The organism is Amycolatopsis eburnea, from assembly GCF_003937945.1.
Lineage (GTDB): Bacteria > Actinomycetota > Actinomycetes > Mycobacteriales > Pseudonocardiaceae > Amycolatopsis > Amycolatopsis eburnea.
On sequence record NZ_RSEC01000039.1, the window covers coordinates 1 to 21,569 of the forward strand.

19 protein-coding genes are annotated in these 21,569 nt (G+C 70.0%); 7 read left to right on the forward strand and 12 right to left on the reverse strand.

Annotated features, from left to right (window positions below):
* Positions 1 to 133: 133 nt before the first annotated feature.
* Positions 134 to 289 carry a hypothetical protein gene (locus EIY87_RS18920; protein ID WP_125309983.1) on the reverse strand — a complete coding sequence of 52 codons (156 nt, stop codon included), beginning with the start codon at positions 287 to 289 and terminating at the stop codon, positions 134 to 136.
* A gap of 148 nt (positions 290 to 437) precedes the next feature.
* Here EIY87_RS18920 and EIY87_RS18925 point away from each other — a divergent pair, with 148 nt between their 5' ends.
* The 4 genes from EIY87_RS18925 to EIY87_RS48365 are packed head-to-tail and all read left to right on the forward strand — an operon-like array spanning position 438 to position 3,154.
* Positions 438 to 1,001, forward strand: a complete 564-nt coding sequence (locus EIY87_RS18925) for a YbaB/EbfC family nucleoid-associated protein (protein ID WP_125309986.1) — start codon at positions 438 to 440, stop codon at positions 999 to 1,001.
* Positions 1,001 to 1,342, forward strand: a complete 342-nt coding sequence (locus tag EIY87_RS18930; protein ID WP_125309989.1) for a hypothetical protein — start codon at positions 1,001 to 1,003, stop codon at positions 1,340 to 1,342. Before EIY87_RS18925 ends, EIY87_RS18930 begins: the two co-directional genes overlap by 1 nt.
* A gap of 13 nt (positions 1,343 to 1,355) precedes the next feature.
* Entirely contained in the window at positions 1,356 to 2,546 is a 1,191-nt protein-coding gene (locus EIY87_RS18935) for a hypothetical protein (protein WP_125309991.1), read from the forward strand.
* The gene (locus EIY87_RS48365; protein ID WP_225439935.1) at positions 2,546 to 3,154 is read left to right on the forward strand and encodes a hypothetical protein; all 609 of its coding nucleotides are present in this window, start codon (positions 2,546 to 2,548) and stop codon (positions 3,152 to 3,154) included. Before EIY87_RS18935 ends, EIY87_RS48365 begins: the two co-directional genes overlap by 1 nt.
* Here the strand turns inward: EIY87_RS48365 and EIY87_RS18945 are convergent.
* Positions 3,138 to 3,362 (reverse strand): hypothetical protein, encoded by a 225-nt coding sequence (locus EIY87_RS18945; RefSeq protein WP_125309993.1) that lies wholly within the window; start codon positions 3,360 to 3,362, stop codon positions 3,138 to 3,140. The genes EIY87_RS48365 and EIY87_RS18945 overlap by 17 nt on opposite strands.
* Before the next feature lie 58 nt (positions 3,363 to 3,420).
* Here EIY87_RS18945 and EIY87_RS18950 point away from each other — a divergent pair, with 58 nt between their 5' ends.
* Positions 3,421 to 3,900 (forward strand): GNAT family N-acetyltransferase, encoded by a 480-nt coding sequence (locus EIY87_RS18950; protein WP_225439936.1) that lies wholly within the window; start codon positions 3,421 to 3,423, stop codon positions 3,898 to 3,900.
* Here the strand turns inward: EIY87_RS18950 and EIY87_RS18955 are convergent.
* From EIY87_RS18955 to EIY87_RS18980, 7 genes are all read right to left on the reverse strand, one after another.
* A complete protein-coding gene (locus EIY87_RS18955) occupies positions 3,831 to 4,346 on the reverse strand; it encodes a hypothetical protein (RefSeq protein ID WP_225439937.1) in 516 nt (171 codons plus the stop codon). The genes EIY87_RS18950 and EIY87_RS18955 overlap by 70 nt on opposite strands.
* A 54-nt stretch (positions 4,347 to 4,400) precedes the next feature.
* The gene (locus EIY87_RS18960) at positions 4,401 to 4,619 is read right to left on the reverse strand and encodes a hypothetical protein (RefSeq protein WP_125309997.1); all 219 of its coding nucleotides are present in this window, start codon (positions 4,617 to 4,619) and stop codon (positions 4,401 to 4,403) included.
* Positions 4,620 to 4,633: 14 nt separating this feature from the next.
* A complete protein-coding gene (locus tag EIY87_RS18965; protein ID WP_125309999.1) occupies positions 4,634 to 4,840 on the reverse strand; it encodes a hypothetical protein in 207 nt (68 codons plus the stop codon).
* 26 nt (positions 4,841 to 4,866) lie between these two features.
* Positions 4,867 to 6,549, reverse strand: a complete 1,683-nt coding sequence (locus EIY87_RS47640) for a hypothetical protein (protein ID WP_158641310.1) — start codon at positions 6,547 to 6,549, stop codon at positions 4,867 to 4,869.
* 54 nt (positions 6,550 to 6,603) lie between these two features.
* Positions 6,604 to 8,451 carry a hypothetical protein gene (locus EIY87_RS18970; protein ID WP_125310001.1) on the reverse strand — a complete coding sequence of 616 codons (1,848 nt, stop codon included), beginning with the start codon at positions 8,449 to 8,451 and terminating at the stop codon, positions 6,604 to 6,606.
* Positions 8,452 to 8,761: 310 nt separating this feature from the next.
* Positions 8,762 to 9,403, reverse strand: a complete 642-nt coding sequence (locus EIY87_RS18975) for a zinc ribbon domain-containing protein (RefSeq protein ID WP_225439938.1) — start codon at positions 9,401 to 9,403, stop codon at positions 8,762 to 8,764.
* Between the two features lie 61 nt (positions 9,404 to 9,464).
* A complete protein-coding gene (locus EIY87_RS18980) occupies positions 9,465 to 10,637 on the reverse strand; it encodes an MFS transporter (protein ID WP_125310003.1) in 1,173 nt (390 codons plus the stop codon).
* A gap of 95 nt (positions 10,638 to 10,732) precedes the next feature.
* Here EIY87_RS18980 and EIY87_RS18985 point away from each other — a divergent pair, with 95 nt between their 5' ends.
* Both EIY87_RS18985 and EIY87_RS18990 read left to right on the forward strand, forming a co-directional pair.
* Complete coding sequence (locus EIY87_RS18985) at positions 10,733 to 11,233, forward strand: Lrp/AsnC family transcriptional regulator (RefSeq protein ID WP_125310006.1); 501 nt, start codon at positions 10,733 to 10,735, stop codon at positions 11,231 to 11,233.
* Between the two features lie 46 nt (positions 11,234 to 11,279).
* Positions 11,280 to 12,044: a M15 family metallopeptidase gene (locus EIY87_RS18990; protein WP_125310009.1), complete on the forward strand. Its 765-nt coding sequence runs from the start codon at positions 11,280 to 11,282 to the stop codon at positions 12,042 to 12,044.
* Positions 12,045 to 12,093: 49 nt separating this feature from the next.
* Here the strand turns inward: EIY87_RS18990 and EIY87_RS18995 are convergent, their stop codons facing one another.
* From EIY87_RS18995 to rpoB, 3 genes are all read right to left on the reverse strand, one after another.
* A complete protein-coding gene (locus tag EIY87_RS18995) occupies positions 12,094 to 13,824 on the reverse strand; it encodes a hypothetical protein (RefSeq protein ID WP_225439939.1) in 1,731 nt (576 codons plus the stop codon).
* A gap of 158 nt (positions 13,825 to 13,982) precedes the next feature.
* Entirely contained in the window at positions 13,983 to 17,894 is a 3,912-nt protein-coding gene (locus tag EIY87_RS19000; RefSeq protein ID WP_125310012.1) for a DNA-directed RNA polymerase subunit beta', read from the reverse strand.
* A gap of 92 nt (positions 17,895 to 17,986) precedes the next feature.
* Positions 17,987 to 21,490 carry a DNA-directed RNA polymerase subunit beta gene (gene rpoB, locus EIY87_RS19005; RefSeq protein ID WP_125310014.1) on the reverse strand — a complete coding sequence of 1,168 codons (3,504 nt, stop codon included), beginning with the start codon at positions 21,488 to 21,490 and terminating at the stop codon, positions 17,987 to 17,989.
* Between the last annotated feature and the right edge of the window lie 79 nt (positions 21,491 to 21,569).

Consider the following 21,569-nt stretch of genomic DNA (forward strand, 5'->3'; position numbering starts at 1 on the left):
GGTCAGTCGTTCATAGGGTCAGACCCTGGCGGGAGGTGCTCACCCCCATCCTCTCTGTCGTTCATGTCGTCTGGCGAGGTGAACGACCCTTTCACGACATCGCGGACCGCCGGTCGGCGACGGTCCGGAGGTCTCAGTCCTCTTCGGGCTTCGCGTGGTCGGGCTTGCCCGGGTTCGGGTCGCGCGACAGGTCGATCAGCGGGTGCACGCCGGCCCCCTCGGGCGCCGCGTGGCTCCCGGTCGACTTCGGCTCCTCGTCGGGCCGGCCGGCCCCTTCGGTGCTGGTCATCACACACTCCTAGCGTTCATCCCTGCTTCCCCTTGCGGCCGGAAACCTACCCATTACCCGACCGGGTGACGCAGTGGGATCGGATCGGCCGTTCCGTGCGTCACACCGCCACGATGGGCACACACGCGATCGGGAGGGGACGAAGGGCATGGCGGCCGAGTTCGAGCAGCTGGTGACCGAGTTCGAGCGGTTCCAGTCGGGCATCCGGAACGTCGACGAGCGGTTCGCCGGTCTCGGGGCGATGCGGCAGCAGCTCTCCGAGCTGCGGGCGGGGGCGTCGTCGCCGGACGGCGGGGTGACCGTGGTCACCGGGCCGGGCGGGGCGGTGCTCGACGTCAAGTTCACCGACGCCGCGCTGGCGAAGGGGCCGCAGGCGCTGTCCGCGGCGCTGATGGCGACGCTGCGGGAGGCGGTCGGCGAAGCGGCCCGGCGGCAGGCCGTGCTCGTCCAGGAGCACCTCGGCGACGACCACGGCCTGGTCGACCAGGTCCTGGAGACCCAGGCCGAGGCGTTCGGAACCACCGTCGAAGAAATGCGGTCGAAGCTGGCGGAAGAGACGCCCGCCCGGGAGCGGCCGGCCGCTCCGGACGACTTCTCCGAGGAGCGGGTGCTGCGGCCGTCCGACGACGCGGCGCCGCCCCCGGCACCACCGTCGACCGGTGGGTCCGCGGGCGACACCTTCCTGAAGAACCTGTTCGACGAGGAGGACTGATGCCCGACGGGACCGGCGGCTACCAGGTCGAGGTCGAAGCGCTGCGGAAGTACGTCGGCGTGCTCGGCAAGTACAAGGACCAGGGCGCGAAGTTCACCGAGAAGGTCGGGCAGGCCGACGTCGGCGACAAGTCGTGGGGCGTGGTGGGCCTGTTCACCAAGCACGGGTACGACGAGACGCTGCACGAGCTGCGCGACCTGCTGGCGTCGATGGCCGACGGCCTGACGTCGGCGCAGGGCAAGTTCACCGACGCGGCGAACGTCTACCAGGGCACCGAAGACGACCACAAGGCCTTCTTCGGGCAGGTCGAGGTCCTGCTCGACGGCCCGAAGAAGCCCTGAGGGGGCCACCACGATGGCGGAGTACCAAGACGTCGCGAGCGGCGTGAACGTCAAGAGCGACGACCCGGACACCGTGCTGGGCGTCAACGTCGGCAACGCGGTCAAGGCCATCCCCATCGCCGGCAGCGCCGTCACGGTGGGCAAGGACGTCTTCTCGGTGGCCAAGGCCGCCACGGCGCCGCACCCGGACGGTGTCGACATCGCGCTCGGGCTCGGCACGATCGCGACCGACACGACGTCCTTCATCCAGTCGAGCGCGAGCACGATCACCGACATCGCCACCGACCCGCTCGGCTGGCTCGTCGGGCAGGGGCTGAACTTCCTGATCAGCGCCGTCCAGCCGATCCAGGACGCGATCCACTTCGTCAGCGGCGACGGGCCGGCGCTCGGGATCGCGGCCGACAACTTCAACGCCATCGCGACCGGGCTGGACCAGCTGGCGAAGAACTTCGCCGAGGTCGCCGACACGTCGCTGGCGGACTGGAAGGGCGACGCCGGCGACGCGGCGCGCAGGTCGCTGGGCGAGTTCGCGCACGGCATCGGCGGCGTCTCCGCGAAGTCCGGCGACATGGCGCAGATGCTGCAGCTGAGCAGCATGCTGATGAGCTTCATCGAGGACCTGATCAAGGCGATCCTCACCGAGCTGGTCACCTGGCTGATCATGATCTGGATCCCGGCGCTGGCCGCCGCCGTGCCGAGCTGCGGCGCGTCGGTCGCGACCGCGGGGACGGCGTCGGAGGTCAAGCTCGGCACGACCGCGGCGAAGACGACGAAGAAGGTCTCGAAGGTCCGCGAGCTGCTGCAGAAGATCCTCGACTGGCTGCAGAAGATGAAGGCCAAGCTGGCCGCGACGAAGCTGGGCAAGGTGTTCGCCGAGGGCAAGACCGCGAAGAAGCTGGGCGAGATCGCGGAGCGCGACGCGGGCATGGGCCTGGTCGACAAGCTCAAGGGCGCCGAAGGCATGATCGGCAAGCGGGCCGGGAAGAACGCCCTGTCGGAGATCGCGAAGAAGGGCGGCGAGGCGGCCGCGAAGGGCGTCTTCGGGTTCAACCCGGCCAAGCCCGGCGACAACCCGGCGAAGACGCTCAACGATCACCTCGGCAAGCTCAACAGCCACGTCAAGAACGCCAAGAAGGCGAGCGACTACGGCGAGACCGGCCGGAACCAATCCGACGAAGAGACCCGCGAGGACCTGGACTTCTGATGCTCTTGGCTGTGGTGCTCGTGCTCGTCGCCGCGATCTTCGTGGCCGCGGGAGCGATCTGGTGGCGCTCGCACACGAAGTTCGTCGAAAGCCGCAAGGAGCACTGGTTCAAGGCGTTCGCGGCCGAGCGCGGCGGGGTCTTCGACAGCGGGGTGCCCACCGACGCGCGGGCGGTGCCGACGTTCGGGGTGCGCCACCCGAGCGGCCGCCCGCTGGCCGGCAGCGCCACGACCTGGGTCGAGTTCCGCCAGGGCGACCGGCCGGCCATCGCGATCGACGCGCAGGAGCCGTACCGGCACTTCGACGACCACACGTACTTCCGCGACGTCCACGTCACGCAGGTGCGGGTGCCGCCGTGCCCGGAGCTGCGGATCACCGCGGGCAAGGTGTCGATGCCGACGGACGCGCGGCTCGAGGCCGAGCTGGCCCGGTGGCTGGCCGCCCACCCGCGGTTCGCCCAGCGGGACGTCGTCGTCGAACACGGCTCGGCGCGGACGTGGGGGCCGGGCTGCGCGACCCGGGAGAACATCGTGGCCGAGGCCGGTTACCTGGACGACCTGGCGGACAGCCTGCCCGCGGCGCTGTGGAGCGTCAGCGGCGGCGCGTAGTGAGGTGGGTCAGCCCCGCCGACAACGCGAACACCAGGCCCAGGCCCACGACGTACGGGCCCGCCAGCAGGGCGAAGCCGGCGCCGATGTTGGCGTCGGGCTGATCGGACGTCGCCCGGAAGCCGATCGCGCCCACCGACAGCAGGATCGCGCCCGCCGTGATGAGCAGGACGGCCACCACCGCCAGGCGCTTCGTGAGAGGCGTCATCCCCCCATCGTGCCCGGGCCACGGGGAATTCGCTGGACAGCGACCGCAGGATGAGGACGTGGACTGGAAGATCACCCGGATCGACGTCGCCCACCCGGACGCCGTCGCGATCATGCGCGACTACATGGCCGAAGTCGCTTCGCGCTACTTCGGCCGCCCGATCACCGAGGCGGAGCTCGCGCACTACGTGGCCGAAGAGCCGGGCACCGACCTGGTGCCGCCCACCGGGGCGTTCCTCGTCGGGTACCTCGGCGGGGAGGTCGGCGGCTGCGCCGGCACCCGGGTCGTCGCGCCGGGGATCAGCGAGCTGACCAAGGTCTTCGTCAAGCCGGCCCACCGGGGCACCGGCGGCGCGCCCGCGCTGGTGGCGGCCGCCGAGGACGCCGCCCGGCAGCTCGGTTCGCGGCTCATGCGGCTCGACACCCGCCACGACCTCGTCGAGGCCCGCGCGCTCTACGCGAAGGTCGGCTACGCCGAGGTCGAGCCGTTCAACGACGAGCAGTTCGCCGAGCACTGGTTCGCGAAGGCACTCAGCTGACGCAGGCGGCGACCTCGCCGGGTGCCGACTTCTGCGTCTTGACCACCCGGCCGCCGACCGCGGCATTCGACCGCGCCGCTCCCCTGCCCGAGCAGCTGGATCGACCCCGGTGCCGCCCACGAGAGCTCCTTGCGCCACGGCAGCGGGACCTCGAGCTCCTGGTGGACCAGGCCGAGGCCGTTCGCGTCGTAGACGACGGTCGCCGTGCCGGTGCCGGCCAGCTCGTAGACCACCTGGTAGCCGGACGGCGCGGGCGGGGTCGAGGTGGACGTCACCGTCGCCATGATCGTGCGCGGCGGCACCGACGACAGGGACGGCTCCCCCACCACGGCGACCGCCGGCGGCGAGGGCGGCGAACCGTCGTCGCCGAGGATGAAGATGCCCGCGGTCACGGCCGCGATCGCGATCACGGCGATGCCGAGCCTGCCCACCAGCTGCCGGTTCATGAGGACTCCCCAGGGAAAGCGGCGGCCCCTCGGGCGCGAGGGGCCGCCGTCGGGTCAGAAGGAGGGCAGGATCTTGCCCGGCACGCCGTTGATCGACTGGATCAGGCCGAGCACCGGGACGCCCAGCGGCGCGAACGTCCAGATGTTGTTCAGGCCGCTGGTGTCCGGCTCGTCGACCACGACGACCCCGGGGGCGTCGGCGGCCAGTGCCGGCGCCGCCGCGCCGAACAGGGCCGCACCGGTGAGGAGCGCGACAGCGAGGGTCTTCTTCATGGGGTGCCTGCCTTTCAGGAAACAGCGGTGATCAGGTCGAAGACGGGGGCGAGCAGGTCGACCGGCTGACCGACCGGCCCGAGCACACTGCCGAGGTCGACGCCGGGCACGAGCCAGACGGAACCGTCGGTCGGGTCGGCCGAGGCGACACCGGCGGCGAGGCCGGTGAACGCCGTCGCCGCGACGAGCGGCAGCAGCACGCGGGCAGCGAGACGCTTCATGCTTTTCCTTTCGTGGTAACGGTTTTTCAGCGGAGAACCGACGTGATCGGCACGATGGTTCCGTCGGGGACCCACTGGCCCGCGTAGTCGCGGTCCATCACCATCCCGGTGGCGTGGGGTTCGGTGGGATACATCGGCATGGCGTTGACCTGGGCGGCGGCGAAGATCTGGACGTCGCCCGCGGACCCGGCCGCACCGAGCCAGTTCCGGAAGCCGCCCAGCGTCGGGCTTTCGCCGCCGAAGCGGTTGCCGACCGCCACGGCGTACCCGACCGCCGTCGCCTCGCGCGGGTCGAACCGCAACGGCAGCGACGCGCTCGCGACGGCGTTGACGATCGGCCCGTTCAGCAGCCACGGCGCCAGGTACAGCCCGTACTGGTGGATGGGTTCGAGGCGTTGCAGCTCGGCGGCGCGAGTCATCGCGGTGTATCCGGCGCTCCAGCCGGAGACGACGACGAGCGCGGTGTCGGGCCCGGCGTCCGGCCGCACGGCGAGGCCCGTGCGCGCCGCGGTTTCCCGCACCAGCTTCGCGGCCGCGAGCCCGCGCGGGGAGTCGTCCTCGACCAGCGTCAGCGCGGACGGCTTGCGCCCGGCGAGGAACTCGACGAGCTTGACCAGCGCTCCCCCGTCTTCCGGCGTCAGCGCGTCGGACGGGCACGCGCTCAGCACGTCGGCGCGGCCGGCGACCAGGCCGCCGAGCGCGGCCGAAGCGCACTCCGGCGCGTCGGCGTCGGTGATCGCCGGACCGGCCGCGGTCCCCGCGTCCACCTCGACGACGCTCGTCGTGTCACCGCGGTGGATTTCCAGGTCGCTGCGGCCGGGTGGCAGCTCGACGTCGGCCCAGGTGCCCTCGGCGCCCGGCCGCGCGACGGCCTTCGTGACCAGCCCGGCGGCTCCCACGGACAAGTCGTTGCCCGCGCTCGCCGGGAAGTGGACGACGTTGCGGCCCGGCCGTTGCGGGCTGACCAGCACCGGGAACCCGGCCTCGTCGGCGAGCAGCGGCACGCCGGGCACCGGCAGCGGCGGCGGCACCGGGATCGCGCCGAGCGCGCTCCACGCGACGAACCCGAGCGCGACGCCGAGCACGCCGAACCGGTACGCGCGGGCCTTGAAGACCCCGGCGAGCACGCTCACCACGACCGGCAGCACCACCACGGCGACCACGGCGAGCCCGAAGAGCGTGCTGTAGAGCCGCCGGTCGAAGCCGAGGCCGGACAACCCGAACCGCACCGCGCCGGCCAGCACCAGCAGGCCGCCGAGCGTGAGCGCGAGGGGCCCGGGCCGGACGGCCGCCGTCGTGGCCGGGCCGAGCAGCGCGAAGCCGAACCACACGGCCGCGGCGGCGACGAACACCGTGTCGATCGCGAACTCGACGCCGGTGCCGCCGAGCGACGTCTCCAGCACGACGAGCACCAGCAGCGCGGCCGACGTCCAGCGGGTGGCCCGCGGGAGGACCGGCACCGCCACCGCGAGCACGACGTGGATCGCCAGCGCGACCACGTTGACGTCGGCGGCGAAGGCCGACACCACGGCGAGCAGCGCCGAGACCCCGCCGAGGACGTACAGCGTGCGCCGCGGCCGCTGCCCCGGCGCGCGCAGGAGGCCGCCACCGGCGAGGAACGCCGTGGACAGCAGCAGGGCCAGCCGGAGCACCAGCGCCAGGACGTCCACAGTGGACGAACCGGTGGGCGCGGAGTGGTCGTGTTCCATCGTGACCTTCCGGGGAGAGGCGGGCGGGGCCGCGAACGACCCCGCCCGCGTCGGCTACTTGATGTTCGCGTCGGCGACCACGAACAGCTCGGAGTGCGGCTTGGCGTTGCCGAAGTCCCCGTGCGGCCACGACTTGCGGTTGAAGTTGATGCCGACCTGGCCGGTGAACTCGTCCCGGAAGTTCGAGTCGACCGACACCTTCCCGTCCGGGCCCAGGTTCAGCAGGTTGACCTTGTGGTCACCGTCCAAACCGGACCGGGCGACGAAGTAGTTCGACACCGCGAGGTGCTGCGGCGACGTGGTTTCGTGGTAGAAGCCGTCGCTGCCGAGCGCCCAGTTGTCGTAGGCGCCCCAGTGCGGGCCCGCGCCCGGCGTGCCGGGGTTGATCGGGGCCGCGCCGACGACGGTCGGCAGGTCGCCGCCCCCGCCCTGCTGCGCCTTCGCCTTGGTGTCGACCCGGCCCTGGATGTCCTCGATCCGGTCGCCGGCGTTGACCAGCTTCTGGATGTCGAGGACGTAGACGCCGCCGGTCGTGCCGGGGTCGTCGGCCGAGAGGGTGCCCTTCTGCCGCCCGACGATCGCGCGGTAGAGGTACTTGTCGTCCGGGCTCGTCTGGATCCAGCCACCGTTGGAGCTGGCGCCGTTCGAGTCGTTGTTGGCGTAGATCGACTTGTTCGCGGCGCCGTCGTCGAACACCTCGATCCAGTGCGGCTCGGCCGCGGTGATGTCCGGCGTGTAGAACACCGCGCCGCCCTGCATGGTCTGGGCGAACGCGCCCTTGTGGCCCGGCAGGTTGGTCACCGTGGTCTCCATGACCGCGCGGCTCTCGGCGTGCAGCGGGTCGGCCGGATCGGCGCGCGGGCCGTCCTGCAGGTACGACACCGACTTCAGCTTCGGGTGGTTGCGGTCGGAGATGTCCCAGGTCCGCACGGTCGGCCGGCGCAGGTACGGCGACGGCTGCTTCACCGGGTCGAGGATGATGTTGCGCGGCTCGGCGTAGTCGGACGTGACCAGCGTGTTCAGGTCCTCGCGGGCCTGGATCCCGTGCGGGTTGGCGCAGGTCGGCTTGCCCAGCTGCGGCAGGTTGTCGCAGAGTTTCTGGTTGTCGCCCTGCGGGGTCGCCGCCGGTGACTCGGAAAGCACCTCGGCGTTCTGTCCGAAGTGGACGACCTCGCCGGGGCTGCCCGCGAAGCCGTTGCCGATCTGCGTGGAGCCGTCGGCGTAGGCGTGCGGGCCCGGGACGACCGGGCCGCCCATGTACGTCCCGTACGCGGTGCCGTCCTTGAGCACCCAGTAGGCGTCGGGGACGCTCCCGCCGAGCGTGTTGGTCGGCAGGCTGACGCCCTTGAGCTTCAGCTGCGGCAGCGCGCTGACGTCGAAGGCGTACGTCGCGGCGGCGAACAGCGCCCCGGCGTAGATGGTGTCGCCCTTGTGCCAGACGTACTGCATGTGGTGCGGCTCGTTCTCGACCAGCGGCCCGACGGTCGCGGTGTTGACGACCTTGCCGTAGGTCGGCGAACCCTGCGTTGCGTCGATCACGGCGAGGAAGTCCGGACCCGGCAAGGCGTTCTTGATCTTGTTGAGCCCGCCGCCGAGCGTGCCCGGCAGGTTCTTGACGTCCTTGACGAGCGTGTCGGCGATGTTCTCGTCACCGGCCCAGACGAGCAGCCACTTCTTGGGCGTGCCGCTCTCCGACCGCGCGAGGTCCTTCGTCACCAGGTGGTTCTGCACCCAGTACTGCTTGCCGTCGGCCGCCGTCTTCGCGTCGGTGACGGTCTGGACGTCGGCGTAGGCGCCGGTCGACGAACCGGTGTACGTGACGGCGCCTGCCGCGAGGGCGAGAGCCGCGGCGCCGGTCACCACCTTTCGCCACCGGCCCGGGCGCAACGGGGTTGATCGCATGGTTCTCCCAGTTCTTTGTTCACGGACGGAAACCGTTGGGACACAACGGAAAGCTGACGTCAGCCGACCTGGACGGGATATTCGCGCCAAGCGGACGAAGCGTCCAGCCGTGATCAAAGAATGAGACTCGACCCAATCGGGTGAATCTCCCACGAGGTGGACCGAGTTGACGAGCACCTCTAGGCCGAATGGGTGAGCGGGACGTCTAGACCAACCGGTCGTGTCACGGTTGGTCACAATGGCGCAGCCCCGGCGCCTGAACGCCGGGGCTGCGAGTTATGGATTCGTTATGAAGTGCCGGGAACTCCGGTCAGAGTTTGGTGCCGCAATCCGAGCAGAACAGCGCGCCCGGCTTGTTGCCCTCGCTCCCGCAGCCGCCGCAGCGGACCTTCAGTGCCAGGGACGTGCCGCAGGACGAGCAGAACTTGCCGCCGTCGGCCTTGAGCCCGCAGCCGGGGCAGGTGACCTTCGCCCGGGTGTCGAGGTCGAGGTCGGCGGTCCAGTCCTTCTCGCGGGCCTTGTCCCAGATCTGGTCGCGCTGGGCCGACGCCTGGGCGCGCGAGATCTCCTCCGCGACGCTCGGCGAGCAGCGCAGGCACTGGCCGATCTCCTCGTTCCAGCACTGGTCGTGGCACATCCAGTCACCGCAGCCGCGGCACTGGCGGAAGCTCGGGGTGATCTCCTGGACGGCGGCGGCCAGCGCCCGGTCCTTGGCCGGCGAGTTCGTCGCGCGGTCGTAGCGCCACTGGTCGGCGGAGTTGCTGAGGTCCCGGAGGGTCCCGCCGAAGAACGAGCCGACGGCGCGAAGCACGCTTCGCCCGGTCTCGACGTTGTCGCGCTGGAACGCGGAGCGGAAGCCGTTCCCGCAGCGCTCGCAGCGGAACTCGAACTGGTACCCCTGCGTGTTGGAGAGGTCCGCGAAGTTGTCCGTGAAGGGCACAGAGTCAGCCACGGCCCATCTTCGCCACCCGGCCGCGGCGCCGGGGACGAGAGATTTGCCGACAACGACGCGGCTACCGCCCGTCACGGGATGCCGGCAGGGCCAACGGAAGCAGCGCCAGCACGCCGCCGACGACCGCGACGAGCGCGTACCCGCCGCCGGCGAACAGCTGTCCCGACCCCAAACCGGCCAAAGCGGACGCGGACCAGACCACCGCGTCGACGGTCCCCTGCACCCGGCTGCGCGTCGCGGGCGCGAGGTCGCGGCTCAGCTGCGCGCTGCCGCCGACGAACACCAGGTTCCAGCCGTACCCGAGCAGGAACAACGCCACCGGCAAGCCGGACGCGTGCGCGGTCGGGGCGGCGAGCGCGGTCGCCGACGCGAGCGCGAGCACGCCGAGGCCCGCGTTGATCGTGACGCGCGGGCCCCAGCGGTCGGCGATCCGGCCGGACAGCGGCGCCAGCGCGAACATGCCGAACAGGTGCGCGCTCAGCACCCAGCCGACGACGCCGAGGCCGTGCCCGTGGTCCTGCAGCTGCAACGGCGTCATGGTCATGACCGCGACCATGGTGAGCTGCGCGGCGACCATCGCGACCAGCGGCCGCGCGACGCCGGTCGCCCGCCCGGGAGCGCTCACCGGCGCTTCCCGCCGGACCGGGACGTGCCGCGGCAGGAACGCCGCCGCCAGCGCCGCGCCGGCCGTGGCGAGGACCGCGACGGCGACCGGTCCGGACAACGCCGGCCAGCCGAAGCTCCCCGCCGCCTCCGCCGCGGGGGCCATCAGCGCCGGCCCGGCGAGCGCGCCGATCGTCCCGGCCCAAACGACGTTCGAAAGCGCGCGGCCGCGGCGGTCCTCGGGGTAGAGGTCCGCGGCCAGGTAGCGCGACAGCTGCGCGCCGCCGTTGCCGAGCCCGACCAGCAGGATGCCGAGCAGCAGCGGCACGAGCGACGTCATCAGCGCGCCGGCGAACGCGACGAGCGCCCCCGCCGCGGCGACCGCGTACCCGGCGGTCAGCACGCGGCGCCGGCCGTGGCCCGGCAGCAGCAGGCCCGCGCCCAGCGCTCCGGCGGCCGTGCCGAGCACGTTCGCCACGCTCGGCAAGCCGCTCCAGCCTGGCCCGCTGCCCGCGGCGACGATCAGCGTCGCCGCCGTGCTCAGGCCGACCGTCGCGGTGTTGAGCAACGCGACACCGGCGAACAGCGCTCCCACGGACCGAGCCCGGCCGGTCGTCGTCAAAGTCCCCATGACCAGCCACTTTAGGAACTTCGGTGGGCCGTTCGAAGGAGCCGTGAACGGCAAATGCGTGGCCCCGGCCGCGGTTCGGAAGGAAAATGGGGCCCATGACCTTCCGTTCGGAAAAGCCGCTGGACGACGTCGACTGGCGGCTGCTGGACCTGCTGCAGGCCGACGGGCGGCTGTCGTTCAAGGAACTGGGCCGCCGGATCAACCTGTCGGCGCCGGCGGTCGCCGAGCGGGTGCGGCGGCTGGAGGAGACCGGGGTGATCACCGGCTACCGCGCGCGGGTCGACGCGCGGCGCGCGGGCCAGCCGCTGCAGGCGTTCGTGGAGATGCGCTGCGCGCTGAGCAGCTGCCTGCTGAAGACGTCGAAGTCCGAGGACTACCCGGAGGTCGTGGAGATCCACCGCCTCTCCGGCGACTACTGCACGATGCTGAAGATCCGGGCGGCGTCGCTCGAGCACTTCGAGGGCCTGCTGGAGCGGCTGGGCAAGCACGGCGAGCTGCGGTCGTCGGTGGTGCTGTCGACGCAGTTCGAGGGACGGCCGGTGCAGCCGCCGTCCGATGATTTTCTTCGCGCGACGACGTCGGAAGGCTGGTCCTGACCGGTTGGCGGCTGATCGCCGGGTGCCGAGCTGGTAGACGAGTGGGATGCCGATCTTCCGCGCACTGGTCGTGGCCCTGACCGCCTCGGCCGCTTTCGCCGTCCCCGCCCAGGCCGCCGCCCCGCCTTCCGGCTTCGTCGCGCTGTCCGACGTCGCGCCGTCGATCCTGCAGGACATCCGCTACGCCACCCGGCACAACTTCGTCGGGCAGCGGATCGACGGTTACCTCGAGCCGACCTGCATCCTGACCCGCCAAGCCGCCGCGGGGCTGCGGCAGGCGCAGGCCCAGGTGCTCCGGCAGGGCTACACGCTGAAGGTGTACGACTGCTACCGCCCGCAGCGCGCGGTCGACCACTTCGTCCGGTGGGCGAAGGACCTCGCCGACGAGAAGATGAAGGCCGAGTTCTACCCGAACGTCGAGAAGGACCGGCTGTTCGAAGAGGGGTACATCGCCGAGAAGTCCGGGCACAGCCGCGGCAGCACCATGGACCTCACGCTGGTGAAGCTCCCGGCCCGCCACCAGCGGCCGTACCGTCCCGGCGAACCGCTGAAGCCGTGCTTCGCGGAGGACCGGTTCCCGGACAACATGGTCGACATGGGCACCGGGTACGACTGCTTCGACCCGCTGGCCCACACCGACAACCCGGCGATCACGGGCATCGCGCGCACGAACCGCGACGTGCTGCGGAACGCCATGACGGCGGCGGGATTCCGGAACCTGCCCGAGGAGTGGTGGCACTACACGCTGAACGGCGAGCCGTTCCCGGACACGTACTTCGACTTCCCGGTGTCCCACCGCGGCTTGCGCTGACGACGGCGGCCCCGGTCCACTGTGGACCGGGGCCGCCGGTTTCGTTCGGTCAGGCCGAACGACGCCGACGGGCGCCGAGCACCAGGCCACCGCCGAGCGCGAGAGCGATCAGTGCGAGCGCGCCGATCCCGAGCGCGTCGACGCCGGTGCTGGCGAGGCCACTGCCGCTTTCGCCACCCCCGGTCCCACCGGCGGCGGGGGTGGTCGAGGTCGGGGTGGTGGCGGTGCAGTCCGCGGGGTTGACCGGCACGGCCGGCGCCGGGGCGTCGCCCTGCTCCAGGTCGATGCCCACCCGGCTCGGGTGGTCCTCCGGCCCGAAGACCTGGATCGGTGCCGGGTTTTCGTACTTGACCTTCCAACCGGCCGGCGGCAGGAAGTACAGCCGGTAGTCGGGTCCGGGGACCACACCGTGGAACTCGAAGTGCCCCTTCGCGTCGGTCGTCTGCTCGCCGGCGACCGGGCAGTGCTCGCCGGACACGAGCACGACCTTGACCCCGGCGATCACCTGCTTCAGCTCGCCGCGGTCGCCGTACACCCCGACGTCACCGACGACGGCGGCCTTCGCACCAGGAACCGCGGCCCGGTCGTCGGCCTTCGCGTGGTTTTCGATGTCGACCTCGCGGTAGCCGAAGTCGCAGGACGCCGTCACGAGACCGCGGTCGAACGCGCCCGCCGGCACCGTCTCGGACACGTCGAACGTCCGGGTCTGCCCGGGGGCGATCGTCACCCCGCGAGACCAGTGGAGATCGCCCCAGCCGCTGCCGCGGCCGGTCAGCTCGTAGTTCGCCCCGAACCGGGCGCAGGCGGCGACGATGCCGGTGAGCGGGAGCGAGCCGGAGTTGGCGAGCGTCACGGTGAGGTGCGCGACGTCGCCCACCTCGTAGGTGTCGTGTGTGAAGGCCATCGACGCCTTGAGCGCGCCGTTCAGCGGCGGTGCCCCGCGGACGAGCAGATCCTTCGTGGCGGGTCCGATGTGGACGGTCTGGTACGGGATCAGCCAGCCCTGGACCGGCAGGCCGCCGAGGTTGTAGTCCGCGGCCGGGAGCGCGACCGAGAACTTGCCGTCGGCGTCGCTGACCACCTTGTACGTGTTCGCGCCGCTGCCGTAGGCGTAACTCAGGTTGAACTCCGCGCCGGCCAGCTGCTCGCCCGCGTCGAACACGCCGTTGCCGTTCTTGTCGCCGAACACCAGGCCCTGCGGGTGAACAACTGCTTTGGTCACCGGAACGCTGAAGCCGAACGACGGAGCGACATTGGCGCCGGTCTCGTCGAACACGGCTCCCGCCACGGTCGCCGAGGTCTGTTCGACGTCGTGGATCTTCCCGGTGAGCGCCAGCTCGAAGGTCTTTCCCGGGTCGAGGGCGATACCGGGCTGGCCCTTGAGCGGACCCCAGCTGTCGTACGGGACCTGCAGGTCGGTCGGCGCGCCGAAGGCGTTGAACACCCGGAGACCGACCGCGCGTACCTCGCCGGTGTTCGTCAGCCGGAAGGTGAAGTGCACCTCTTCGTCGGTCGCGTAGGAGTCCTTGTCGAAGTCGACAGCCACCTCGACCTGCGCTGTCTGCGCGGGCTCTTCCTGCGGCCGAGCGGCCGGCTCGCTTTCCGGCGCGCTGGACGTCGGCTGCGCCGAACTGCTCGGCGCTGCTTCCGAAGTGGACGGCGCGGTCGAGGCCGGCTCCTCCTGCGCCCCGGCCGGTACCGCGAACACGCCGGTCAGCGCCGACGCGGTGGCGAGCGTGGCGGCGTAGACCGCCGCTCTTCGCACGATGGATCTGTTCACGAAGTGACACCCCTGATTACCCGTTGGATACGCGCAAAGCCCCCGAACCGCGTGAACCTGACCAACCTAGTCCCGTGACCGGCCATTTCGGATATCACTTCGGAAACGCCGAAAGGCCCCCGCCGGAAACCGGCGAGGGCCTTTCGGGTGACTCAGCTTCAGCGGAAGTCGCGGCCGAAGTCGTAGTCGTCCAGCGGGACCGCGGCACCGGTGCCCGTACCGAACACGTCCGGGGTGTAGTAGCCGTCGTCGTAGGACGGGATCGCGTAAGCGGCGACCCGCGCCTCCTCGGTCGGCTGCACCTGGATGTTGCGGTACTTGTTGATGCCCGTACCGGCCGGGATCAGCTTACCGATGATCACGTTCTCCTTGAGGCCCACGAGCTTGTCCGAGCGGCCGTTGATGGCCGCGTCGGTCAGGACTCGCGTGGTCTCCTGGAACGACGCCGCCGACAGCCACGAGTCCGTGGTCAGCGACGCCTTCGTGATGCCCATCAGCACCGGACGGCCCGAAGCCGGCTCGCCGCCCTCGGCGACCGCGGCCCGGTTCGTCGCCTCGAACTTGGTCCGCTCGGGCAGCTCGCCCGGGAGGAAGTCCGTGGCACCGGAGTCGATGATCGTCACGCGGCGCAGCATCTGCCGCACGATGACCTCGATGTGCTTGTCGTGGATCGACACACCCTGCGCCCGGTACACCTTCTGGACCTCGTCCGTCAGGTGCATCTGCGCCTCGCGCGGCCCCATGACCCGCAGGACCTCGTGCGGGTCCGGCGTGCCCTCGAGCAGCTGCTGGCCGACGTTGACGTGGTCGCCGTCGCCCAGCGGGCCGTTCGGGGTGTTCGCGAGCCGCTGACGCTTGGACAGCTTGTCGAAGACGATCTCTTCGCCGCCGTCGTCCGGGATCAGCGTGATCTTCCAGAACCGCTCGCTCTCCTCGATGCGCACGCGGCCATCGACGTCGGCGATCGGCGCCTTGCCCTTCGGGACACGAGCTTCGAAGAGCTCCTGCACACGGGGCAGACCGGTCGTGATGTCGTCACCGGCGACACCACCCTGGTGGAACGTACGCATCGTCAGCTGCGTACCGGGCTCACCGATCGACTGGGCCGCGACGATACCCACGGCCTCGCCGACGTCGACGAGCTGGCCGGTCGCCATCGAGCGGCCGTAGCAGGTCGCGCAGATGCCGACGGCCGACTCGCAGGTCAGCACTGAGCGGACCTTGACCTTCGAGATGCCGCTGGAGAGCAGCTTCTCGATGGCCGGGTCGCCGATGTCGTCGCCCGCGTTCAGCACGACGTTGCCCTTGGCGTCGACCGCGTCCGTCGCGAGGTTCCGCGCGTACACCGAGGTCTCGACGTGCTGGTCGCGCAGGACCTTGCCGTCGCCGATGTCCTCGCCGATCGGCATCATGATGCCGCGGGTGGTGCCGCAGTCGATCTCGCGGACGATGACGTCCTGCGAGACGTCCACCAGACGCCGGGTCAGGTAACCCGAGTCGGCGGTGCGGAGCGCCGTGTCCGCCAGACCCTTCCGGGCACCGTGCGTCGCGATGAAGTACTCCGCCACCGACAGGCCTTCACGGAAGTTGGCCTTGATCGGACGCGGGATGTACTCACCCTTCGGGTTCGACACCAGGCCACGCATGCCGGCCAGCGACCGGACCTGCGTCATGTTACCGGCGGCGCCCGACTTCACGATCATGGCGATCGGGTTGTCGTCCGGCAGCGCCGTCTCCATGATCTTGTGGACCTCTTCGGTGGCCTGCGTCCACACCTTGACGAGCTCGTTGTTGCGCTCGGTGTGCGACAGCTGACCGCGCTGGTAGCGCTTCTCCACCTGGGAGGCCTTGCCCTCGTACTCGTCGAGGATGGCCTTCTTGCCCACCGGGGTGAGCACGTCCGAGATGGCGACGGTGACGCCCGAGCGGGTCGCCCAGTAGAAACCGGCGTCCTTCAGGCGGTCCAGGGTCTGCGCGACCTGGGTCATCGAGTACCGCTCGGCGAGGTCGTTCACGATCGCGGCCTGACGCTTCTTCGGCATCGGCTCGTTGATGAACGGGTAGTCCGCCGGCAGCAGCTCGTTGAACAGCACGCGGCCCAGGGTCGTCTCGGCCAGCCACGGCTTGCCCGGCTCCCAGCCCTTCTCCGCGAGCGCCGCTTCGTCGGCCTTGGCCGGCTGGCGGTCGGTGACGCGGATCTTGATCGGGGCGTGCAGGCCCAGCGCCTTGCGGTCGAAGGCCATGATGGCCTCGGCCGGCGACGAGTACGCGTTGCCCGCGCCCTCGGCGTTCTCGTTGAGGCGGGTCAGGTGGAACAGACCCGTCACCATGTCCAGTCGCGGCATGGCGAGCGGACGGCCCGACGCCGGCGAGAGGATGTTGTTCGCCGACAGCATCAGGATCCGGGCCTCGGCCTGCGCCTCGGCCGACAGCGGCAGGTGCACCGCCATCTGGTCACCGTCGAAGTCCGCGTTGAACGCCTCGCAGACCAGCGGGTGCAGCTGGATGGCCTTGCCCTCGACCAGCTGCGGCTCGAAGGCCTGGATGCCGAGGCGGTGCAGCGTCGGCGCGCGGTTCAGCATCACCGGGTGGCCGGTGATGACCTCTTCCAGCACGTCCCACACCTGCGGCCGCGAGCGCTCCACCATCCGCTTGGCGGACTTGATGTTCTGCGCGTGGTTCAGGTCGACCAGCCGCTTCATGACGAACGGCTTGAACAGCTCGAGCGCCATGTCCTTCGGCAGGCCGCACTGGTGCAGCTTCAGCTGCGGGCCGACGATGATGACCGAACGGCCCGAGTAGTCGACGCGCTTGCCGAGCAGGTTCTGGCGGAACCGGCCCTGCTTGCCCTTGAGGAGGTCGGACAGCGACTTCAGCGGCCGGTTGCCCGGGCCGGTGACCGGACGCCCGCGGCGGCCGTTGTCGAACAGCGCGTCGACGGCCTCCTGCAGCATCCGCTTCTCGTTGTTGACGATGATCTCGGGCGCGCCGAGGTCGATCAGCCGCTTGAGGCGGTTGTTCCGGTTGATCACCCGGCGGTACAGGTCGTTCAGGTCGGAGGTCGCGAAGCGGCCACCGTCCAGCTGCACCATCGGACGCAGGTCCGGCGGGATGACCGGGACGGCGTCGAGCACCATGCCGCGCGGGTCGTTGCCGGTGGCCTGGAACGCCGCGACGACCTTGAGCCGCTTCAGCGCGCGGAGCTTCTTCTGCCCCTTGCCGTTGCGGATCGTGTCGCGCAGGCTCTCGGCCTCCGCGGCGACGTCGAACTCGGTGGCCAGCTTCTGGATGGCCTCCGCGCCCATGCCGCCGGTGAAGTACTCGCCGTAGCGGTCGACGAGCTCGCGGTAGAGCAGCTCGTCGGCGATCAGCTGGCGGGTGTCGAGCTTCGTGAAGGTCGTCCAGACCTCCTCGAGGCGGTCCAGCTCGCGGCCGGCGCGGTCGCGGATCTGGCGCATCTCCCGCTCGCCGCCCTCCTTGACCTTGCGGCGGACGTCGGACTTGGCGCCCTCCGCCTCCAGCTCGGCCAGGTCGGCTTCCAGCTTCTGCGCGCGGGCCTCGATGTCCGCGTCACGCTTGGTCTCGAGGTTCTTGCGCTCGACGCCGATCTCGTTCTCGAGGGTCGGCAGGTCGTTGTGGCGCAGCTCCGTGTTCACGCCGGTGATGACGTAAGCCGCGAAGTAGATGATCTTCTCGAGGTCCTTCGGCGCCAGGTCCAGCAGGTAGCCCAGGCGGGACGGAACACCCTTGAAGTACCAGATGTGGGTGACGGGCGCGGCCAGCTCGATGTGGCCCATCCGCTCGCGGCGCACCTTGGCGCGGGTCACCTCGACGCCGCAGCGCTCACAGATGATGCCCTTGAAGCGGACGCGCTTGTACTTGCCGCAGTAGCACTCCCAGTCCCGGGTCGGGCCGAAGATCTTCTCGCAGAAGAGGCCGTCCTTCTCGGGCTTGAGCGTCCGGTAGTTGATGGTCTCCGGCTTCTTGACCTCGCCGTACGACCACTGACGGATGTCGTCGGCCGTGGCGAGACCAATGCGGAGCTCATCGAAGAAGTTGACGTCCAGCACGTCTAGATCCCCTTGGGGTTGTTTCGGCTAGAGAGGGGGCGGGCGAGCGAGGGGGCCCTGCGGGAGGCCGGTCCCCCTCGCTCAGCTCGCGATCAGTGCACGACGTCGTCCACCGAGGGCGACTCGTTGCGGGACAGGTTGATGCCGAGGTTGGCCGCGGCGCGCTCGAGGTCCTCGTCGTCGGAGTCGCGCATCTCGATCGCCGCGCCGTCGCTGGAGAGCACCTCGACGTTGAGGCACAGCGACTGGAGCTCCTTGAGGAGCACCTTGAACGACTCCGGGATGCCCGGCTCGGGGATGTTCTCCCCCTTGACGATGGCCTCGTACACCTTGACGCGGCCGACCACGTCGTCCGACTTGATCGTCAGCAGCTCCTGCAGCGTGTAGGCGGCGCCGTACGCCTGCATCGCCCAGCACTCCATCTCACCGAAGCGCTGGCCACCGAACTGCGCCTTACCACCCAGCGGCTGCTGCGTGATCATCGAGTACGGGCCGGTGGAGCGGGCGTGGATCTTGTCGTCGACCAGGTGGTGCAGCTTCAGGATGTACATGTAGCCGACCGACACCGGGTACGGGTACGGCTCGCCGGAGCGGCCGTCGAACAGCGTGGCCTTGCCGTTCTCCTTGACCATGCGCTCGCCGTCGCGGTTCGGCTTGGTCGCCCCGAGCAGCCCGGTGAGCTCCTCTTCCTTCGCGCCGTCGAACACCGGGGTCGCGGTGTTCGTGCCCGGCGCGACGTCGTAGAGCTCCTCGGACAGGTTCTTCGCCCAGTCCGGGTTGCCTTCGATCGTCCAGCCCTGCGAGGCCAGCCAGCCCAGGTGCAGCTCGAGGATCTGGCCGATGTTCATCCGTCGCGGAACACCGTGGGTGTTCAGGATGATGTCGACCGGGGTGCCGTCCTCCATGAACGGCATGTCCTCGACCGGCAGGATCTTGCCGATGACACCCTTGTTGCCGTGCCGGCCGGCGAGCTTGTCGCCCGGCTGGATCTTGCGCTTCTGGGCCACGTAGACGCGGACCAGCTCGTTGACGCCCGGGGGCAGCTCGTCGTCGTCCTCGCGCGAGAACACGCGGATGCCGATGACCTTGCCGGTCTCGCCGTGCGGCACCTTCAGCGAGGTGTCGCGGACTTCGCGGGCCTTCTCGCCGAAGATCGCGCGGAGCAGGCGCTCCTCCGGGGTCAGCTCGGTCTCGCCCTTCGGCGTGACCTTGCCGACCAGGATGTCGCCGTCGCGGACCTCGGCACCGATCCGGATGATGCCGCGCTCGTCGAGGTCGGCCAGGACCTCCTCGGAGACGTTCGGGATGTCCCGGGTGATCTCCTCGGCGCCCAGCTTCGTGTCGCGGGCGTCGATCTCGTGCTCCTCGATGTGGATCGACGTCAGCACGTCGTCCTGCACCAGGCGCTCGGAGAGGATGATCGCGTCCTCGTAGTTGTGGCCCTCCCACGGCATGACCGCGACGAGCAGGTTCTTGCCGAGCGCCATCTCACCGTTCTCGGTGGACGGGCCGTCGGCGATGACCTGACCCTGCTCGACCCGGTCGCCCTCGTTGACGATCGGGCGGTGGTTGAAGCAGGTGCCGTGGTTCGAGCGGCGGAACTTGTACAGCCCGTAGCTCTTCCGCGTGCCGTCGTCGTGCATGATCGTGATCAGGTCCGCCGAGAGCTCCTCGACGATGCCGGCCTGCTCGGCGACGAGCACGTCACCGGCGTCGACCGCGGCGCGCAGCTCCACACCCGTGCCCACGTACGGGGCCTGGTTGCGCAGCAGCGGCACGGCCTGGCGCTGCATGTTCGCACCCATCAGGGCGCGGTTCGCGTCGTCGTGCTCGAGGAACGGGATCATCGCCGTCGCGACCGAGACCATCTGCCGCGGCGAGACGTCCATGTAGTCGATGTCGAGCGGGTCGATCAGCTCGACCTCGCCACCCTTGCGGCGGGCCATGACCCGGTCTTCCACGAAGGTGCCGTCGTCCGAGATCGGCGCGTTGGCCTGGGCCTTGACGTACCGGTCCTCTTCGTCCGCGGTCAGGTAGTCGACCTGGTCGGTGACCCGGCCCTCGACGACCTTGCGGTACGGCGTCTCGATGAAGCCGAACGGGTTGACCCGCGCGTACGAGCAGAGCGAGCCGATCAGGCCGATGTTCGGGCCTTCCGGCGTCTCGATCGGGCACATCCGGCCGTAGTGCGACGGGTGGACGTCCCGGACCTCCATGCCGGCGCGCTCACGCGACAGACCACCCGGGCCGAGGGCCGAGAGGCGACGCTTGTGCGTCAGGCCCGACAGCGGGTTGTTCTGGTCCATGAACTGCGACAGCTGCGAGGTACCGAAGAACTCCTTGATCGCCGCGCCGATCGGGCGGATGTTGATCAGGGTCTGCGGCGTGATCGCCTCGACGTCCTGCGTGGTCATGCGCTCGCGCACGACGCGCTCGGTGCGGGAGAGGCCGACCCGGATCTGGTTCTGGATCAGCTCGCCGACCGTGCGCAGGCGCCGGTTGCCGAAGTGGTCGATGTCGTCGGTCTCGACCGGGATCTCGGTGCCGTTCGCGGCCTCCATCTTGTCCTCGCCGGCGTGCAGCCGGACCAGGTACTCGATGGTCGTGACGATGTCCTCTTCGGTCAGCGTCCCGGTGTCGTACGGCGTCTCGAGGCCCAGCTTCTTGTTGACCTTGTACCGGCCGACCTTGGCCAGGTCGTAGCGCTTCGCCTTGAAGAACAGGTTCTCCAGCAGGGTCTGCGCGCTCTCCTTCGTGGGCGGCTCGCCCGGGCGCAGCTTGCGGTAGATGTCGAGCAGCGCCTCGTCGGTGCCGGCGGTGTGGTCCTTCTCGAGGGTGGCCAGCAGCGTCTCCGAGAAGGAGAAGCGCTCGCGGATCGCCTCGGTGGTCCAGCCCAGCGCCTTCAGCAGCACGGTGACCGGCTGGCGGCGCTTGCGGTCGATGCGCACGCCGACGGTGTCGCGCTTGTCGACGTCGAACTCGAGCCACGCGCCGCGGCTCGGGATCACGCGGACGCTGAAGACGTCCTTGTCGGTCGTCTTGTCGACGTCCTTCGAGTAGTAGACGCCCGGCGAGCGGACCAGCTGGGACACGACGACACGCTCGGTGCCGTTGATGATGAACGTGCCCTTGTCGGTCATCACCGGGAAGTCGCCGAGGAAGACCGTCTGGCTCTTGATCTCGCCCGTGTTGTTGTTGACGAACTCGGCCGTGACGAACAGCGGCGCGGCGTACGTCATGTCCTTGTCCTTGCACTCCTCGATCGAGGCCTTGACCTCGTCGAAGCGCGGAGCGGAGAAGGACAGGGACATCGAACCGGAGAAGTCCTCGATCGGGGAGATCTCGTTCAGGACCTCTTCGAGGCCGCCGATCGGGTTTTCTTCACCTTCTTCGACACGGCGTTCGAACCACGCTTCGTCCCCGGTGAACCACTGGAACGACTGGATCTGGACGTCGAGCAGGTTGGGGGTGCTGAGGGGTTCGCGAATCTTTGCGAAGGAAACCCGCTTGGGCGCGCCGGGGATTCCCGTGGACTCCGAGCGAGATTCAGCCGAGGTGGTCGCAGCAGTGGCCTGGTTCGCGGGAGAGACTGCCAAGATGCGTCCTTCCGGGGACAATGAGCGGTGACGGCCGCCATAGCAACAGCTATCAGCGACTGTCAAGGGTGCCGTGTGC

Coding starts and splice junctions, on each gene's coding strand:
- EIY87_RS18985 (WP_125310006.1), top strand. CDS start 10,733: ATGACCTTCCGTTCGGAAAAGCCGCTGGACGACGTCGACTGGCGGCTG.
- EIY87_RS18920 (WP_125309983.1), bottom strand. CDS start 289: ATGACCAGCACCGAAGGGGCCGGCCGGCCCGACGAGGAGCCGAAGTCG.
- EIY87_RS47640 (WP_158641310.1), bottom strand. CDS start 6,549: ATGGAACACGACCACTCCGCGCCCACCGGTTCGTCCACTGTGGACGTC.
- EIY87_RS18930 (WP_125309989.1), top strand. CDS start 1,001: ATGCCCGACGGGACCGGCGGCTACCAGGTCGAGGTCGAAGCGCTGCGG.
- EIY87_RS18990 (WP_125310009.1), top strand. CDS start 11,280: ATGCCGATCTTCCGCGCACTGGTCGTGGCCCTGACCGCCTCGGCCGCT.
- EIY87_RS18960 (WP_125309997.1), bottom strand. CDS start 4,619: ATGAAGAAGACCCTCGCTGTCGCGCTCCTCACCGGTGCGGCCCTGTTC.
- EIY87_RS48365 (WP_225439935.1), top strand. CDS start 2,546: ATGCTCTTGGCTGTGGTGCTCGTGCTCGTCGCCGCGATCTTCGTGGCC.
- EIY87_RS18965 (WP_125309999.1), bottom strand. CDS start 4,840: ATGAAGCGTCTCGCTGCCCGCGTGCTGCTGCCGCTCGTCGCGGCGACG.
- EIY87_RS18955 (WP_225439937.1), bottom strand. CDS start 4,346: ATGAACCGGCAGCTGGTGGGCAGGCTCGGCATCGCCGTGATCGCGATC.
- EIY87_RS18945 (WP_125309993.1), bottom strand. CDS start 3,362: ATGACGCCTCTCACGAAGCGCCTGGCGGTGGTGGCCGTCCTGCTCATC.
- EIY87_RS18925 (WP_125309986.1), top strand. CDS start 438: ATGGCGGCCGAGTTCGAGCAGCTGGTGACCGAGTTCGAGCGGTTCCAG.
- EIY87_RS18980 (WP_125310003.1), bottom strand. CDS start 10,637: ATGGGGACTTTGACGACGACCGGCCGGGCTCGGTCCGTGGGAGCGCTG.
- EIY87_RS18970 (WP_125310001.1), bottom strand. CDS start 8,451: ATGCGATCAACCCCGTTGCGCCCGGGCCGGTGGCGAAAGGTGGTGACC.
- EIY87_RS18935 (WP_125309991.1), top strand. CDS start 1,356: ATGGCGGAGTACCAAGACGTCGCGAGCGGCGTGAACGTCAAGAGCGAC.